Here is a 16,652-nt window from a genome sequence, read left to right on the forward strand (position 1 = left end):
CCGGGCCGGGGTATTTGATAAGGTGATTAATGAACCGCCTGCGGCTGAAACTCCATCACCGCCTCGCCTAAATCCAGCACCTCCACGCCCGGCAATGCGGCCTGCACGATGCTGGCCCCGGCCGCCGAGCGGTAGCCGCCCGCGCAGTGCACGAGAATGGGTTTATCGGTCGGGATTTCGTGGGCCCGCTCGCGCAGCTCGGGCAGCGGAATGACTAAGGCGTCAGCGAAAACCGGCACTTTAGCCTCGGTCCGGTTGCGGATATCCACGATGGTGAACTGCTCCGGGTGCTCGCGCACCTGGGCCACCTCCACGGCGGTGGCGGTGGCGGGCAGGGCGGCCGGGGCCAGCAGCGCGCCTTTGATATTGCCTTCGTAGCCGATTTTGGCGGTTTTGCGCACCACGGTGTCGAGGGCGATTTTGGTGTCGGCCAGCAGGTAAAATTTCTCCTTTGGCCCGATGACGGAGCCCAGCCAGGTTTCGAACTTGCCGCCATCCTGCAAATTGAGGGAGCCGGGCAGGTGGCCGGCGCGGAACCGGGCCGCCGGGCGGGTATCGATAAGCAGCACGCCGGGCTCCAGCGGGTCGGCACTGCTTAAGTGCGGCACGGCCCGGATGCTGTCCTCGAAGCTGGGGGCACCCTGGCGGTTCAGCTGCACGTCGTGGCCAAAGTATTTGGGTACGAACGGCTGGTCTTCGAGCAGTACCCGGATAAACTCGTCCTGCGACATGGGTTGCAGGGCGTAGTTGGTTTTCAGCTCTTTGGCAATGGTGCTGTCCAGGTCGAGGCTGGTGGTTTTGCCGCAGAGCGAGCCGGGGCCGTGGGCCGGGTACACCTTGGTGCTGCCGGGCAGGGTCATGAGCTTATTGCGGGTGCTGCGGTAGAGCTGGGCGGCCAGCTCCTCGCGCTTGTGGCCACCCACGGCCTCTTCTTCGCGCAGGTCGGGCCGGCCCACGTCGCCCACAAACAGCGTATCGCCGGTGAACACGGCCCGGCTCTGGGCCAGCTCATCGAGGAGCAGAATGCTGATGCTGTCGGGTGAGTGGCCGGGGGTGTTGATGGCGTGCAGCTCCACGGTACCTAGCGTGAGGCGGTCGCCGTCGTCAAAGTTCTTGTGGGGGTATTTGGCGCCCACCAGCTTGCTGCAATAGATGGTGGCCTCGGTTTCCTCGGCAATTTCCAGGTGCGACGACACGAAATCGGCGTGCGGGTGCGTCTCAATCACGGCGATGATGCGGGCCTCGTGCTCGTCGGCAAAGTCGTAGTAGGGCTGCGGGTCGCGGGCCGGGTCGATGATGGCGACCTGGCGGCCGCAGCGCACGGCGTAGCTGGCGTGGGCCAGGCCCTTGTCGTAGAACTGCTGGATTTGCACGGCCGAGGCCGTGCTACTGGGAAGGGGAGGCATGGGGAAACTGCGTAAAGTGGAAGCCGGGTGGCCAGGCCAAATATAAGCAAGGTGATGGACGCGCAGACCGGTTCAGCTTTATAAAAGGCACGAAAAAGCCCCAACCGGCGGGGTTGAGGCTTTAGCTGACTGGATGGGTAACCGGGCAATCAGGCTTTGGCCTTCATCTTCATTTTGCCGCCGTCTTTGCCATGGCCGTGGTGGTCGGCTTTCATCTGGCTGAACTTAGCGTATTGCTCCGGCGTGAGGATGGCCTTAAACTGGGTTTGGTAGCGGTCGTGGGCGGCTTTCATTTCGGGGCGGCCGGCTTTTTTATCGGTGCCGTACTTGGTTTTGAGCGCGGCGGTTTCCTGCTGGCGGGCCAGCAGCAGCAGCTCTACTTTGGCTTCCTGGTCGGCGTTGAGGCCGAGCTCCCTGGCCATCTTGCCGGCCTGGCGGTCGGCCTTTTGAGCGGGCGATTTGGGGGCTTGCTTGCGCGCCTGCACCATAGAGGCGGCGGCGGGCGTGGTTTGGGCGAAGCTGGTGCCGGCGGTGGCGAATGCCAGGGCTACGAGCAGCAAAAGATTCTTTTTCATGAGGAAAGCTTGAGGGGTGGGGAGGGGCGCTCTATAAAGGTGCGGCGCTTGCCAGACGAATTACAAGCGGTGTGCCAGAGTCGCCCTTGCGCCGCGCCGCGCTCCTGCAATCGACCAACGGGCACCTTCCGCGGATGAAGCGGCCGCTTATTCCGGCTGGCCGGCCCCGGCCGCGCGGCGCTCGCGCACCTTGTCACGCTGCCCGTCCTTCATCGCGTTGAACTTGGCGTACTGCTCGGGCGTGAATACGGCTTTGAGCTGCTCGTCGAACTTGGCCTGGGCCGCTTTGAGGTCCTGCGCGGTGCCCTGGCGGCGGCCGCCGGTGGTGCGCTGCTCGCGCAATACCTGCATTTGCTGGCGCTGGGTCAGCAGCAGGGGTTGCAGCCGGGCCTGCTGGTCGGCGCTCAGGCCAAGCTCCTTGGCCAGGTACTGCGTGCGGCGCGTCACCATTTGCTCGGGCGATTGCTGCATGCCGCCGGCCGGGGGCACGGTTTGCACGGTTGGGGCCGGAGCCTGGGCAAAGCCGGCGGAGACGGTGGCTCCACAGGCCACAAAGAGAAACAGAAACTTTTTCATGGGGAAAATATAGCTGGTAAGTAGGGGTTGGATGCCGGTCGACAGCACAAGTTTAAGGCCAATGCGGATAGGCTCGGGTATGTGGTGTGTCCGGCAGGTTAAGGGAAGTGCCGCGTTCCAGAGGGAATTTGCTGCCTATATTTCGGGCCCGTCGCTACGCCAGGGGTCAATTTCATTGCCTCTGGCGACGAATTGTTTCGTTTCATCTCTTATTTATTTCACACTTCTTCCTTCTTTACATTTAACACATGGCAAGTATTTTCGCCAAAAAACCCCTGGCTGTGCTCTTGGGTGAGGCCAATTCCACCGGGCACGGCACTCTAAAACGGACGCTGGGCGCGGGCAACCTCGTGGCGCTGGGCGTGGGCGCTATTATTGGGGCGGGCCTGTTTGTGCGCACCGCCGCCGCCGCCGCGCAGGCCTCCGGGCCGGGCGTGACGCTGGCCTTCATTCTGGCCGCTTTCGGCTGCGTATTTGCCGGCCTGTGCTACGCCGAGTTCGCGGCCATGATTCCCATCGCCGGCTCGGCCTACACCTACGCCTACACCACGATGGGCGAGTTTGTGGCCTGGGTTATTGGCTGGGCCCTGATTATGGAGTACGCCCTGGGCGCGGCCACCGTGAGCATCGCCTGGAGCGAGTACCTGAATAAGCTCCTGGAAGTCTTTGGCACCAGTATACCGTATAATCTCAGCCACTCGCCCTTCGAGCACGCCATGATTGACGGGGTGTCGCAGCAGGGTATTATCAACCTGCCCGCCCTGATTATTATCGTGCTGCTGAGCCTGCTGCTGGTGAAAGGCACGCAGGAGTCGGCCCTGTTCAACGCCGTGGTAGTGGTGCTGAAGGTGCTGATTGTGATTGTGTTCATCGCCGTGGGTTGGCAGTTCATCAACCCCGCCAACCACACGCCCTACCTGATTCCGGCCGACGCCGTGGTGAAAAACACCGCCGGCGAAGTAGTACGCACCTACGAGGGCTGGAACAAGCACGGCCTGGGCGGTATTCTGGGCGGCGCGGGCATCGTATTTTTCGCCTTCATCGGGTTCGATGCCGTGAGCACGGCCGCGCAGGAAGCCAAGAACCCCAAGCGCGACATGCCCATCGGTATTCTCGGCTCGCTGGCCATCTGCACGGTGCTGTACATCCTGTTCGGCCACGTACTGACCGGCGTAGCCAACTGGCGCGAATTTGCCGACCCGGCCCTGGGCGGCGAGGCTTCGGTGGCCTACGCCATTCGGGCGCACATGCCCGGCTACGGCTGGCTGGCTACGGCCGTCACGGTGGGCATTCTGCTCGGCTTCACGTCGGTAATCCTCGTGATGCTGATGGGCCAGAGCCGCGTATTCTTCTCCATGGCCAAGGACGGCCTCATGCCCAAGGCTTTCTCCGAGCTGCACCCCCGCTTCGCCACGCCCTACAAATCCAACCTCATGCTGATGGTATTCGTGGGCCTGTTCGCGGCCTTCGTGCCCGGCAACCTGGCCGGCGACCTCACCTCGTTCGGCACGCTGCTGGCCTTCGTGCTGGTAAGCCTGGGCGTGTGGATTATGCGCAAGTCGGACCCCGACCAGCCCCGGCCATTCCGGGCCCCGCTATCGTCGGCCAGCTTCCCGCTGGTGCCCATCATGGGCGCGCTGGTATGCCTGGCTCTGATTGCGGGCCTCGACACCTTCACCCTGAAAGTGGCCATTGGCTGGATGCTGCTGGGCTTTATCGTCTACTTTATCTACGGCAAGCGCAACTCGCTGCTCCAGAAGGGCATCGTGGTGGTGCCCAGCGAAATGGAGGAGCAAGCCTTCATCGAGCCCAGCGATAAGAACCTATAGGCAATTCGCCCATTCAACCCCAAAAAATCCCCGTCAGCGTATGCTGACGGGGATTTTTTGGTATAAGTATTTTGGTATAAGGACGATACAAGGCGGCGAAATCATTCGAATTTTACCTTTTCAGGAGGCCACTTTCACCTCGCTTTTAAGCTTGAGCACCCGGTCGCCGTTTTCCTGCACGATGACCAGGGCCGGGTCCGCGGCCGAGCCGTTGCGATGGATTTCGCTGCCTTTGATGGTACGCGCTACGGGCTCTTTGTGCATCGATTCGATTTTGCCGGTGGCCGTGCCGGTGCCGTATTTCCAGGTGACTTTGGTGCCTTTGCGCATGGGGCGGAGAAGTGGATGCAAGTGGATGTGAGGTATGCTCCGCAATGTACTGCCATTGTCATTCCACCGTTGCGGGGCCGGCAATAATCACGCTCGCGGCCGCGGCGCGGCGGCCGTTTCGATGGCAGCAGCAAGCAGGCAGGCTATCCGGCCGGGATGGGAGAGGAGTATTTTATCTTTAGAAAAAGATATATTCGAGGGTTGAAAAATCTGTACCTGCTTTTTTTCCTCCTAACCGCCCTCGTGCCGACCACCTGGGCGCAGCGGCCCAGCGTGCGCGCCGACAGCCTGCAGCGCCTGCTGACCGCCAGCCGCCCCGATACGAACCGCGTCGAATACCTGATTCAGCTGGCCTGGGACCGCACCGATGATAATCCCCTGGCCGCCATTCGCTACGGCCGCCGGAGCCTTCGCCTGGCCCGGCAGCTACACTTTGCCACCGGCGAGTGCCGCTCGCTGCTGATGCTGGGCTGGGCCTTTATGCGGGCCGGCAACTACCCCACGGCCGTGCAAACCCAGCTGCAGGCCCGCCGTTTGGCCGAGCGGGTGGGCTTCGCCGGGGGCATCATTCACGCCGATAATGCCGTGGGGTATGCCTACGCCGAGCAGGGCAATTACCCCCTGGCCCTGCGCTATTACCTACGGGCCGTCGCTCAGGCGCGCCACCAGCGCAACTACATTCTGATGACGCCCATTCTGGGCAATATTGGCCAAGCCTACCTCATGGCTGGTCAAACCGACTCGGCCCGGTACTACACCCTCGAAGGCTATAAGTACGACGTGCGCTTCCGGGACCGGCACAGCGAAATCGGTGATTTGTCGCTGCTTGGCGATGTGGAGGCCCGGCGGGGCAACCCGGCTGCCGCCCGCGCCTACTACCAGCGGTCCATCGGCCGGGCCCGGGGCATGCCCGTTTCCTACGCCCTGTGCCGCTCCTATTTGGGCCTGGCGCGGGCCAGTGGGCCGCCCGACCAAGCCCTGCGCTACGGCCAGCTGGCGCTGCGGGCCAGCCACGAGGGCGGCTACGCCAAAGGGGTATTTGAGGCCAGCGGCTACCTGGCCCGGCTGTACGCGGCTCGCGGCAACCCCACCATGGCCTACCGCCTGCTGGCCGCCGCCGTGGCCACGCGCGACAGCCTGTTTAGCCAGGTGAAGATGGCTCAGCTGCAAGCACTGGCCTTTAGCGAGCAGATGCGGCAGCAGGAGCTGGCCGAGCGCCAGCTGCGCGCCAGCAGTGCCCACCGGCAGCGGCTGCTGCTGGCCGCTCTGGGGCTGGTGGCCGTGGTGGCGGTGTTTGCCTACCTGCTGCTCAACCGGCGGCGGCTGCGGCGCGAAGTAGAGTTTGCCCAGGAGCGGCAGCAGCTGGAGCGCCTGCGGGTCCAGGGCATACTAGAGGCTGAAGAAGCCGAGCGCCGCCGCATTGGCGGCGATTTGCACGACGGGGTGGGGCAGCTGCTCACGGCGGCCAAGCTCAATCTGCACGCTCTCGACGAGGACCTGTGCCGCCAAAACAGGAGCCAGCACATCCTGCTGCACAATGCCCTGGACGTGGTGAACGAGAGCTTTCGCGAGGTGCGCAGCATCAGCCACAACCTCATGCCAACTGCGCTCATGAAGCAGGGACTGGCCCAGGCCGTGCGCGACTTTCTGGGTAAGGTGCCCCCCGATGGCCGCCTGATAACCAGCCTCGATGTGACCGGCCTGGATGAAAATGACCGAATGGAGCCACTGATTGAAAACATGCTTTTTCGGGTAATTCAAGAGCTGGTGCAGAACGTTTTGAAGCACGCGCAGGCCACTGAGCTCACGCTGGGGATAGTGCGGCACGCCGACGAGCTAACGGTGCTGGTGGCCGATAACGGCGTGGGATTCGACCCGGCCGCCCTGGGCGATGAAGCCGGCATCGGGCTCAAAAACCTGGAAAGCCGCATGGCCTACCTGGGGGGGCGGGTTTACTTCGATGCGATGCCTGGTCGGGGCACCACCGTCACGTTGGGGCTGCCGCTGCGGGCTGTCCGCGCAGCTCGCTGAGGCTGGCTGCCTTGCCACTCTGCTGGTTTTTTTGAAAGCAAAGGACCAGGTGTAAGGGAGTGGTCGGGTAGGAGTGGGCATGGTGGGTCGCTCCGGCGCTGGCCCGAATCTGGGTGGCCGAAACGGAAGGCAGACGGAGGCACTGCTGCTTTGGTAATTGGGTTTCCGGGGCAGCGTTTCAGCTTTCCCGCCGTTCTTTTGCACTGTTCACCCAAGCGCGCTGCCTTTCGGCGCGCCCCCACTGATGTTTCGATTCCTGTCGCTGTGCTTGCTGCTGCCGTTTTTTGCCTCCGCCCAAACGCCTTTTGTGCCCGATGAGCGGGCGTACTACGGGCTGATTGACCGGGGCAGCGGGCGCTGCCTCGATGTGACCGGGGCCAGCACGGCCAGCGGAGCCGCCGCCGTGCAGTGGGAATTCACGCACGCCCCCAGCCAGCAGTGGCGCTTTGTGCCGGTGCGCGCCGGCAGCGAGTACTACCGCATCGAGGCCCGGCACAGCGGCCAGTGCCTCACCGTGGACAAGGCCGGCGACAACACGGCCCTGGTGCAACGGCCGTTTCAGGGCAGCGCCGAGCAGCAGTGGCGGCTGGTGCCGGCGGGCCCGGCCGGCAGCTACCAGCTCGAAAACAAGAGTGAAACCAAGGTGGCCGCCCTGGCCTCGGCCGATAAATTCAACGGGACGCCCATCCTGGCCCAGAGCGGCAATGGGCGCGCCAGCCAGCAGTGGCGGCTGTTTCGGCTGCGGCTGAACGTGCTCGAAGGCGCGTCGCCGTTTGGCCCGCCGCAGCCGCTGGCGGGCCCGGTAAATTCGCCCGGCAACGAGGTGCATCCCGTGATTAGCCCCGATGGCAATACGCTGTACTTCGCCCGCACCAAGTTTGCCGGCAACACCGAGGGCAACACCGATTCGGGCGACGCCTGGCTGAGCCAGAGCCCGGATAAGGGCAAAACCTGGGGCGCGCCCACCCGCCTCGACGGCCTGAACACGCCGCAAAACAACGCCGTGGAGGCCACCACGGGCACGGGCGGCCAGCTGCTGCTGGTGCGCGGCACCTACGAGCGCGACGGTACTTTTCGGGACGAGGGCCTGAGCCGAGTGGCGCAGGCCGCGGCCGTAGCGGCCGGAGCCACGCCCAAAAGTGTGCGGCCCGAAGCCCTGCGCATTGCCAACTTCTACTCGGCCGTGGCCGGCACGGGGTTCTACATGTCGCCGGATGGCCGGACACTGCTGCTCTCGCTCGAGCGGGGCGACTCGGAAGGCGGCAACGATATCTACCTGAGCCGGCCCGATGGCAGCGGCGGTTTCAGCGAGCCCAAAAGCCTCGGGGCGGTGCTGAACTCGCCGGGTTTCGACTTTGCGCCCTGGCTGGCCGCCGATGGCAAAACCTTGTATTTTGCCTCATACGGCCACATGGGCTACGGCTCGGCCGATATGTTTGTGAGCCAGCGCCTCGATGAGAGCTGGACCCGGTGGAGCGAGCCCCGCAACCTGGGCCCGGCCCTGAATGGCCCCGGCTTCAACGCTTTCCTCAGCCTCACGCCCGACGGCAAAACGGCCTACTTCTCGTCCTCGGCCACGGCCAGCGGTACCAAGGACATCTGGCGCACCGGCCGCGCCGTACCCGCCGATTCGCTGCCCCAGCCCGTGGTGGCCGAGGTGAGCGAAAGCAGCGGCCGGGCGTTTCTGAGTGGGCGCGTGCTGGATGCCCGCACCAGGCAGCCCGTGCCCGGCGCGGTGGTGAAAGCCAACCTGATAAGTAAGGTGGGCACGCAGTTCAACGCCACCAGCAAGGCCGACAACTCGGGCAATTACCAGATGTCGCTGCTGCCCGGTAAGTATTACCTGGCGGCCCTCGGCGGGGGGTTTCTGACGATGGGCGACACGCTGCTGGCCACCGGCTCGCCCCGGCGCGACCTGCTGCTGCTGCCCGCCGCCGTGGGGGCCAAGGTTGATTTGCCCGCCATTATTTTCACCCAGGGCAAGGCCACGCTGCTCGGCTCGTCCTACATCGAGCTCAACCGCCTCGCCATTGCCCTGCAGGCCAATTCGGCCATTGAGGTCCGCCTCGAAGGCCACACCGATAACGTGGGCCCCGCCGATAAAAACCAGCAGCTCTCCGAAGACCGGGTGGCCGAGGTGAAGCGCTACCTGGTGGGCCGGGGCGTGGACGAAAAGCGCATTGCCACCGTGGGCTTCGGCGGTACCAAGCCCCGCTACGGCAACGAGCGCGAGGAAACCCGCCGCCTGAACCGCCGCGTGGAGCTGGTGATTGTGAAGTAGTTACCCGTGCGCTAAATAATAGCCCCACCACCTGCCATGACGGCCGCCATCCTCTCCGAAATCACCCTGCCCGGCCTGCCTTCCGCCTCCGGAATCGAAATACTCGGCGGCACCGCCTACGTCATTGGCGACGACTCGCCCTACCTCTACCAGCTCGATGCGGCCACGCTGGCACCCATCGGCCGGCTGCCGTTATTCGACGCCAGCGGCTTTGCTACGGGCCGCATTCCCAAGCCCGAAAAACCCGACCTGGAATGCCTGGTGGCCCTCACTTGGCCCGATGGCCGGCCCGGCTTGCTGCTGCTTGGCTCGGGCAGCCTGCCCACCCGGGCCCGGGGCTGGTTTGTGCCCACCGAAGGCCCCCAGGTGCCCGAAGCCGTGGACCTGACGGCGCTTTACGAAGCCCTGCGGGCCCAATTGCCCACCGGCGTCGCCCTCAACCTGGAGGCCGCCGCCACCACCGCCACCGAGCTGCTGCTGTTTCAGCGCACCGTGGGGCGGGCCGACGCCGCCCTGCTTTTCGGGCTGCCGCTGGCCGAAACCCTGGCTTTTCTGACGAACCCGGCTGGCGCAAGCCCGCCCACCGCGCAGCAGCTGGTGTTTGAGCTGCCGCTGATTGACGGTTGCCCGGCGGGCTTTTCCGGGGCTTCCTTTGTTGATGGACGGCTGTTCGTGTCGGCCTCAGTGGAGGATACCGCCGATGCCGTACTGGATGGCGACGTGCTGGGCTCCTTTGTGGGGGTGGTGAACGTGGCGGCGCACACGGCCACCTTTGCCCGGCTGGCCTGGGCCGATGGCCGGGCCTACTACGGCAAGGTGGAAGGGCTGGCCGTGCGCCGGCAGTTGGCCGACGGTCAGTTCGAAGTAGTGCTCGTGACCGATGATGATGCGGGCGGCAGCACGGCCGTCATTGCCCAGGTGCGGCTGTGAGCGTGGTCGAACACAGGGCCGCTACTGCTGCGCCAGCCAGTTGGTGGCATCCTGCTCGGCCTCAAAAATCCGGTAGGTCAGCGCCGATTGGTGCCGCACCGCGTCCATCGTCGGCACTGGTGCCAAGTGGGCATAAACGTCACTGGCAATAATAATAGCGCCGAATAACGGGTATCCATCATCAGCGCTCTGAGCCAGCCAATGGTCGGCAATCCAGGCGCGCTCCTGCTCGGTGTAGGGAGTCATGTGGCGCTGGTCGGCCAGCATTTTGTGCCAGCCGTGCCGGCGCAGGAGCTGGTGCGTGTGGGTCAGAAAGGCTTGAAAAGTGGCAAAATCGCGGGGCCCGGCCGCGTACTGCACCAGGGCGTAACCGTTGGGGTCCTCAAGCACCCGCCCGATGGGATTCTCAAAATATAACCGCATAGCGAACTGCCTAACGTAATGAAACAGAGGGGTAAATTGGATAAGATGCTCGGCTCGATATACCATAGATGGCCGGGGTGGCTTACGAAGCAAAACGGAATTTGTTGGCAGAGGGACACGGTGAAGCAGATGCGGGCGTGATTTTACTTGCCTGCGGGGCCGCGCGGTACTGCCGCCGCCAGGCTTTTTTGCCGGCCCGCAGGTTTTGTGTGTCTGGCGTGCCCCCCCCCCCGGCGGGCAGTCCTGGAAGCCATTAAGGCCTTCTATGAACAGGTGATGAGCCTGATGCTGAGCGCGGCTCCGGCGGGCCTGATTTTTCAACGTTTTTCCACGTACGAGGCGGTCCAAAACTGGCTGCTGAGCGCGGAACTTAGCTGCTAAGTAGTCGTTCAAAAATAAACGGGTTGTCAGTTGCTCGCTGTTAGTTGTCAGTCAGCCGATTGCCTTCCTGCTAACAACTGACAACTAATGACTAACAACTTAAAAGCTGAATTGTCAATCCGACATCCCATGTATCAAGTAGAATGTCGAATTGAGCCGCCTAATGCGGCCTACGCGGCCCCCGCGCCCGGGCGTTGTCCGGCACCGCCTGGCCCGGCCGCCGCTGCCGCAGCCGTCGTAGCCCCAGGCCCAGGCCGGCGGCCAGCAGCAGCGAAACGCCGCCATCGAGCGGAACGGCGGTGGGCGCGCCGGGCTCCGGGCCGCCGCTGCCCGGCTGGGCCCGCACGGCCGGGGCCAGGCTCAGCCCCAGCCCGCAAACCAGTAAGCGAATAACGAAAAACAGGTGCGATTTCATAAAAAAGGAGTGGCCGGGTGTGATGGGGTAGCTGAGCGTCGTGTTGAACCCATTGGGGCAGGGCGAAATGCCCGGCGGCCAGGGTCCGGGGGCGTACCCGCCCCCTCGCCACCAGGTACTTATTCACTGCGGTTACGCAGTGCCTTTGTTGAAGCGCCGCTGGAGGGGTAGCGCGGACTTTGTGGTGCGCGTCCTCGCGCCGTTACAACCACTAAACGGAGCAGACTCGCGGACTACAAAGTCCGCGCTACACTTTGCTGCGCAACAGCACTTATTCAATAATCAGGCGCTTGGTGAGCGGAGGCTCGGAGCCGGCTTTCAGGCGCAGCGAGTACACGCCGGTGGGTAGCGCCCGCACGTCGAAGCGGGCGCGGAGGCCGGTGCCGGGCAGGGCCAGCGTCTGCACCAGCACCCGCTGGCCGAGGGCGTTGCTGAGCTCGGCCACCACGGTGCGGGCCGCCGGCAGCCCGGGCATGGTGAGCGTGAACTCCTGCCGGGCCGGGTTCGGAAACAGGCCCACCTGGGCGGCGCTGAGCACGGGCGCGGTAGCCGTTACCGTGCCCGGGCGGAACAGCAGCGCGAAGCGGGTGGTGCTGCTGAGGCTGCCCGCCGCCACCTGGAAGGCATAGGTTGGCTGCTGGCTCAAGTCGACGAGGGCCCCGGTGAGGGCATCGCGCAGCTGCACGTCTCCGGCCCGGAAGTTCAGCAGCTGGTCGGCTTCAAAGGTGTAGGTGCCCGCCTGCGGCACGCTCAAGCCCAGCGGCAGGGTGAGGGGCAGGCCGGCGGGCAGCGGCAGGCCGTTGATGCTCAGCTCCTCGGGCCCGGCCAGGCTAAACAGGCTCACGGCCGCGCCGGGGTTGCGGAGCTTGTAGGCATCGAAGCGGGCATCAATGCCCGCCGTGGCCCCGGCCTCGAAGTACACCACCGCCACGTCGGGCGCGAGGCCGGCCGCCGGGCTACTCAGGCGCAGGTGCACCTGCGGGCGGGTGTCGGCGGTGGAGCGGTTCAGGGTGGAGTTGGTGGCCGACCAGGTGGTGACGCGGTTGGCGTTGCCCAGGCGCAGGGTGCCCGACTGGCCGCTGCCGGCCGTGCGCACGAAGAAGCCCTGGCCGCTGGCCACCAGCGGGTTGCCAATGCCGCCGATGTAGCTGCGGTAGGTGCCCGCGTAGGGCCCGCTGCTCTGGAACACGTACACGGCCCCGTTCAGGTTCTGGAGGTTATCGGTGCCCAGGGTGCCCACCGTCAGCGTGCTCCAGTCGAGCGGGCTGGGGTAGGGGTTGCCCAGCAGCTGCCAGCCGGCCTGGCCCGCGTTCGGGCCAAAGCCCAGGCCCGGGAGCTGCACCGCGCCCGTCGTCAGCAGCCCCTGGAAGGTGATGGTTTCGGCCCCACTGGCCTGCATCGTGAAGCCCTGGCCCGTGCCCATAACGCTGCTGGCCGCAGTGGGCGAAGTCCAGCCCTGGTCGAAGGCCAGCAGGCTGCCTGTGGCCGGCACCTGGCTTTGGTCGTAGAAAAACACCGTGGGGAAGGGCACGATGGTGGGCCGCACCGTGGCCGAGGCCGCGTTGAAGGCTACATTGATGACCACCGCCGAGCCGCCGCTGCCCAGCTGGCTGAGCGCAGCCCCGCCCACCGGGGCACTGAAGTGGCGATAGCCGGGGCCCGCATTCAGGGAGGCACTCACGTAGCGCTGCACCTGCGCCGCCCCCGCGCCGGGGCCGCTGATGCCGCCGCCGGTATTCACCACCAACGCCGTGCCGCCGGGGCCCGACAGCAGCCGCAGCCGGGTGCCGGCCGGCACGCTCAGGTTGGCGCTGGTCAGGCGCAGCACCTGGGCGATGTCGAGGCCGCCGTTGGTCAGGCTGAGGTCGGCGGGCAGGTTCACGGTTAGCTCCCGTACCTCGGCGGGCAGGCCGGGGCCGGTGGCCCGGGCGCTGGGGGCCGGGCCATCATACACGTAGAGGCCGCCGGTGCTGAAGGTGCGCGGCCCCGCCACCCGCACCGTTCCCGTCGCTCCGGTCTGGGCAATGCCGGCCGGGTCGCAGATGTTCAGCGTGCCGCCCGCGCTCAGCGTGAAGCTGCCCGGGCCGGTGATGAGCTGGCAATTCGAGTTCAGCAGCCCGCCGCTCAGCACGGTCAGGGACTGGTTCACGACCAGGGCCCCGCCCAGCGTGGCCGCGCCGGTGCCGGTGATGGTCACGTTGTCGTAGGTGCCCTGCACACCTTGGGTAGTGCTCACCACCAGGTTATTAAGCGCCGCGCCCAGCGTGGTGAAGCTCACTGGCCCCACCCGCGCGCTGCTCTGGCCCGAGGCGCAGGTCTGCGTCACGTAGCACTGGTAGGTGGTGGCGGGCGTCAGGCCGGTCAGGTTGAGGGTAGCGGCGGTGAGGCCGGCCGAAACGGTGCCGCCCGCCGAGCCCGGCGTAAATCCGCTCAGGCCGTACTCCACGGCGTAGGTGGCCGCGCTGGCTCCCGGCGTCCAGCTGATGGTGGCCCCGGTGCTGCTCACGTTGCCGGTGGTCAGGCCCGTGGGCGGGGCGCAGGTGGCCGGCGCGCCCAGCGTGCTGAAGCTCACCGGCCCCACGCGGGGGCTGGTCTGGCCCGAGGCGCACTGCTGGGTCATGTAGAACTGGTAGGCGGTGGCCGGCGTCAGGCCGATAATCGTGGCCGAGCTGGCGGGGGCCAGCACATTGAACCCCGTGCCGCTGCCGGGCGCGAAGCCGCTGGGGCCGTACTCTATCAGGTAGCTCGTGCCGCTGGCCCCGGGCGTCCAGCCCAATATGGCGGTGGTGGTGGTGATGCCGCTGGCCATGAGGGCCGTGGGCGGGGCGCAGGTAATGGGCAGGGCCGGGGGCGTGGTCACGCACAGCGTGAACGTGCCGTTGGCGACCGTGGCCGGCGTGGTCCCGTAGGAGTACACCCGCACGTAGTAGGTCTGGCCGGCCGTGAGGTTGCGCACAATCACGCTGTCGATGGCCCCGGCCGTAGCCCCGGCCTGGTCGCCGAAGCGCAGGCTGGTGCCGGTGGCGCAGGGCCCGGTGCGCAGGTTCACCACCACATCGAGGCTCCCGGTATTGGTGAGGGCCACGGCGGCGGCGGCGCTGGTCGCCACGAACGAGTACCACACGTCGTCATCGGCCGTGCCCGTGCTGCCGCCACTCACGGCCGACTGCGTGGCCCCGAACACCGTGCCGCCGGTAGCGGTGCAGGTAGCATTAGTGGCCTGAGTGAGCGAAACCGCCGCCGCGCACTCGTCGTTGGCCGGCACGTTGCTGGGCCGGTCCACGCAAATGGTGAACGCGCCTTCTAGTGGCGTGAGCGGCACGGCGTAGTAGCTGAATACCCGCACGAAATAGGTCTGGCCCACCGTCAGGCCGGTGGCCAGTATCGTGGGCTGGAACGAGCTGAACAACGGGGTGGCGCTGGCCCCCGGGCAGCTGCCCCCGCCGAACACCTCATGCGAGAGGTCAGTGGCGTTGGTGTACACGTTTTCCGTCACCGTAATGCGGTGCTGGGGGCTGGTGGCCACGAACGAGTACCACACGTCGTCGTCGGCGGTGCCACCCGTGGTGCCCGCCGGGCCCGAGCCGGTCGCGCCGCCCACGGTGCCGGCCGTGCCGGCGCAGGGCGTAGCCGGCGTCAGGGTCTGGGCGTTGGGGCACAGGTCGTTGACGGGGGCGGTGGTGAAGGTAATGCTGGGCGTGGTGGGCGAGGTCGCCCCCGCCCCGCAGCTGCTCACCGCCGTCACCGTGTAGATGGTGGCTGGCGTCAGGCCCGTGAGGGCCACCGGCGATGCGGCCGCGCTCACAGTTTGGGTGGCCCCGCCGGCCGGCTGGTAGCTCACGGTGTAGCTGCTGGCCGTTGCGCTGGCCGTAAAGCTCAGGCTGGCCGAAATGCTGGTGATGGTGCTCACGGCCGGGGCCGTGGGCGGCGCGCAGGCCGCGGCTATCACCCGCACGTTGTCAATCCCAATGTCCGAGTTGCCGAACTCGCCGGTGCCCCGGAAGCGGATGACGCTGGTGGCCGAGGTGCCGGGCACGGTCACGCTCTGGGGCGTGTAGGCGGCGGCCACGGTCAGGGTCAGTAGCGGGGCGCCGAAGGTGGCTCCGCCGTCGGTGCTGAGCAGCACCTCCAGCTTTTCGGGGTTGCCGCCGGTCACGGTGGTCGGGTTCACGTAGTCGAACGAGAGCGTTTTGGTGCCGCCCGCGCTCAGGTCCACGTACAAATCGAGGCTGCCGAGGCTGCCGGCCCGGGCGAAGGCGCTGTGGAAAATGGCGGCCCGGCTGCCCTGGCTGGCCCGGGGCGTGGGCAGGTAGCTGGTGGGCGAGCGCCAGGCGGCGGCGGCCCCGTCGTCGTCGCGCCGCCAGGAGTTGTCGCCAATGAGCGGGGTGGTGCGCCAGCTGGGCCCGGCCGCGTTGCGGGTGGCGCAGGCGTCGGTCCAGGCCGCCTCGAAGCTCTGGCTCACGGGCAGCGTGGCGTAGGTGGGCGGCGCGTTGCAGGGCGCGGGCGTGAAGGTGAAGGTGAGCCCGCTGGCGGGCTTGGTCGCCAGGTTATCGGTGGCCACGGTGCTGCTGGTGGTGGCCGTGGTGCTGAGGCTGTTCACCGACAGGTACGTGCCCGCCCCCTGGCCGCCCGCCGACCGCAGCCCCACCGAGGCACTGCCCGACACGACGGCCCCGGCTTCGGGCCGGTACACCAGCTCGACCTGGTTGCTGCCCTCGCGCAGCTTTATCTGGAAGGACACGCCGCCGGCCGTAGCGTTGTAGTTCCAGCCCCAGTTGAGCCACTCAAACGTGAAGACCCGGCTGCCGGGGGCCCCCGTCATCGCGTAGCCCGCCCGGCTGCTGGCCACCGCCCCGGTCAGGTCGTCCCAGAGGCCGGCGATGAGCGGGTCGCTGGCCAGTGTCACGAAGGCGAAGCCATTGTTGAACGTGGAGCTGGTCAGGCTGGAATTAAAGGTGAGGTAGCCGTCCGACGTGGCGATGACGGAGGTATAGTCCACGCCCTCAAACCGGAAGGTGAAGCCCAGCGGGATGGCCGGCGTGTTGCCCGTGTCCACGCGCAGCCCCGGCGTGAGGGTGGCCCCGGTCAGCTCCGTAAACGTGCCAGTGCTGGCGGCAAAGGCGTAGTTGGCCACCAGCTGCGCCCGGCTGCCCAGGGGCAGCAGGCCGGCCACCAGCAATACCAGCGCTACCAGCAGCGCCCGCCCCCGCGGCTGCCGGGTGGGCCGGGGCGGGGCTGGCCAAAAGGAAGGAAGAGGGAGTTTCATGAGCTCAGGGGTTAGGGTTGGACAAAAGTGGCCGACGCACAAATCCGACGCGACTTCGGCCCGGGCAGAACGACCCCGGCCAATGCGATGCAAACCTAGCCCGAGGGCCTACCCGCCTGTTAGCACATTCTAGTCAAAAATCAGTACTATAATTACATATTGCTATTTTTATAATGACAACCTCGTTACCAGCGCTGATACATTTGTTG

At 66.0% G+C, this 16,652-nt stretch carries 11 protein-coding genes; 4 read left to right on the forward strand and 7 right to left on the reverse strand.

Annotated elements, in window-relative coordinates; genetic code table 11:
* Window positions 1-26: 26 nt before the first annotated feature.
* The 3 genes from ABD819_RS07725 to ABD819_RS07735 form a co-directional block, all read right to left on the reverse strand.
* A complete protein-coding gene (locus ABD819_RS07725) occupies window positions 27-1,406 on the reverse strand; it encodes an MBL fold metallo-hydrolase (protein ID WP_345122759.1) in 1,380 nt (459 codons plus the stop codon).
* A 149-nt stretch (window positions 1,407-1,555) separates the two neighbouring features.
* Window positions 1,556-1,981 carry a hypothetical protein gene (locus tag ABD819_RS07730; protein WP_345122761.1) on the reverse strand — a complete coding sequence of 142 codons (426 nt, stop codon included), beginning with the start codon at window positions 1,979-1,981 and terminating at the stop codon, window positions 1,556-1,558.
* Window positions 1,982-2,128: 147 nt separating this feature from the next.
* Complete coding sequence (locus ABD819_RS07735; protein WP_345122763.1) at window positions 2,129-2,557, reverse strand: hypothetical protein; 429 nt, start codon at window positions 2,555-2,557, stop codon at window positions 2,129-2,131.
* A 248-nt stretch (window positions 2,558-2,805) separates the two neighbouring features.
* Between ABD819_RS07735 and ABD819_RS07740 the strand changes: the two genes are divergently transcribed.
* Window positions 2,806-4,386 (forward strand): amino acid permease, encoded by a 1,581-nt coding sequence (locus ABD819_RS07740; protein WP_345122765.1) that lies wholly within the window; start codon window positions 2,806-2,808, stop codon window positions 4,384-4,386.
* Between the two features lie 120 nt (window positions 4,387-4,506).
* Here ABD819_RS07740 and ABD819_RS07745 read toward each other — a convergent pair whose 3' ends face one another.
* Window positions 4,507-4,716, reverse strand: coding sequence for a hypervirulence associated TUDOR domain-containing protein (locus ABD819_RS07745; protein WP_345122767.1), 210 nt, complete (start codon window positions 4,714-4,716; stop codon window positions 4,507-4,509).
* 243 nt (window positions 4,717-4,959) lie between these two features.
* Between ABD819_RS07745 and ABD819_RS07750 the strand changes: the two genes are divergently transcribed.
* From ABD819_RS07750 to ABD819_RS07760, 3 genes are all read left to right on the forward strand, one after another.
* Window positions 4,960-6,747, forward strand: a complete 1,788-nt coding sequence (locus tag ABD819_RS07750; protein WP_345122769.1) for a tetratricopeptide repeat protein — start codon at window positions 4,960-4,962, stop codon at window positions 6,745-6,747.
* Between the two features lie 244 nt (window positions 6,748-6,991).
* The gene (locus ABD819_RS07755; RefSeq protein ID WP_345122771.1) at window positions 6,992-9,028 is read left to right on the forward strand and encodes an RICIN domain-containing protein; all 2,037 of its coding nucleotides are present in this window, start codon (window positions 6,992-6,994) and stop codon (window positions 9,026-9,028) included.
* Window positions 9,029-9,064: 36 nt separating this feature from the next.
* On the forward strand, window positions 9,065-9,958 hold the full coding sequence (locus ABD819_RS07760) for a DUF6929 family protein (protein ID WP_345122773.1): 894 nt from the start codon (window positions 9,065-9,067) through the stop codon (window positions 9,956-9,958).
* 21 nt (window positions 9,959-9,979) lie between these two features.
* On the opposite strand, the gene ABD819_RS07765 is transcribed toward ABD819_RS07760, so the two are convergent.
* The 3 genes from ABD819_RS07765 to ABD819_RS07775 form a co-directional block, all read right to left on the reverse strand.
* A complete protein-coding gene (locus tag ABD819_RS07765; protein WP_345122775.1) occupies window positions 9,980-10,381 on the reverse strand; it encodes a hypothetical protein in 402 nt (133 codons plus the stop codon).
* Between the two features lie 541 nt (window positions 10,382-10,922).
* The gene (locus ABD819_RS07770; protein WP_345122777.1) at window positions 10,923-11,177 is read right to left on the reverse strand and encodes a PID-CTERM protein-sorting domain-containing protein; all 255 of its coding nucleotides are present in this window, start codon (window positions 11,175-11,177) and stop codon (window positions 10,923-10,925) included.
* A 271-nt stretch (window positions 11,178-11,448) separates the two neighbouring features.
* On the reverse strand, window positions 11,449-16,443 hold the full coding sequence (locus tag ABD819_RS07775) for a fibronectin type III domain-containing protein (protein ID WP_345122779.1): 4,995 nt from the start codon (window positions 16,441-16,443) through the stop codon (window positions 11,449-11,451).
* Window positions 16,444-16,652: the final 209 nt, after the last annotated feature.

It is taken from the genome of Hymenobacter antarcticus, assembly GCF_039539545.1.
Classification (GTDB): Bacteria; Bacteroidota; Bacteroidia; order Cytophagales; family Hymenobacteraceae; genus Hymenobacter; species Hymenobacter antarcticus.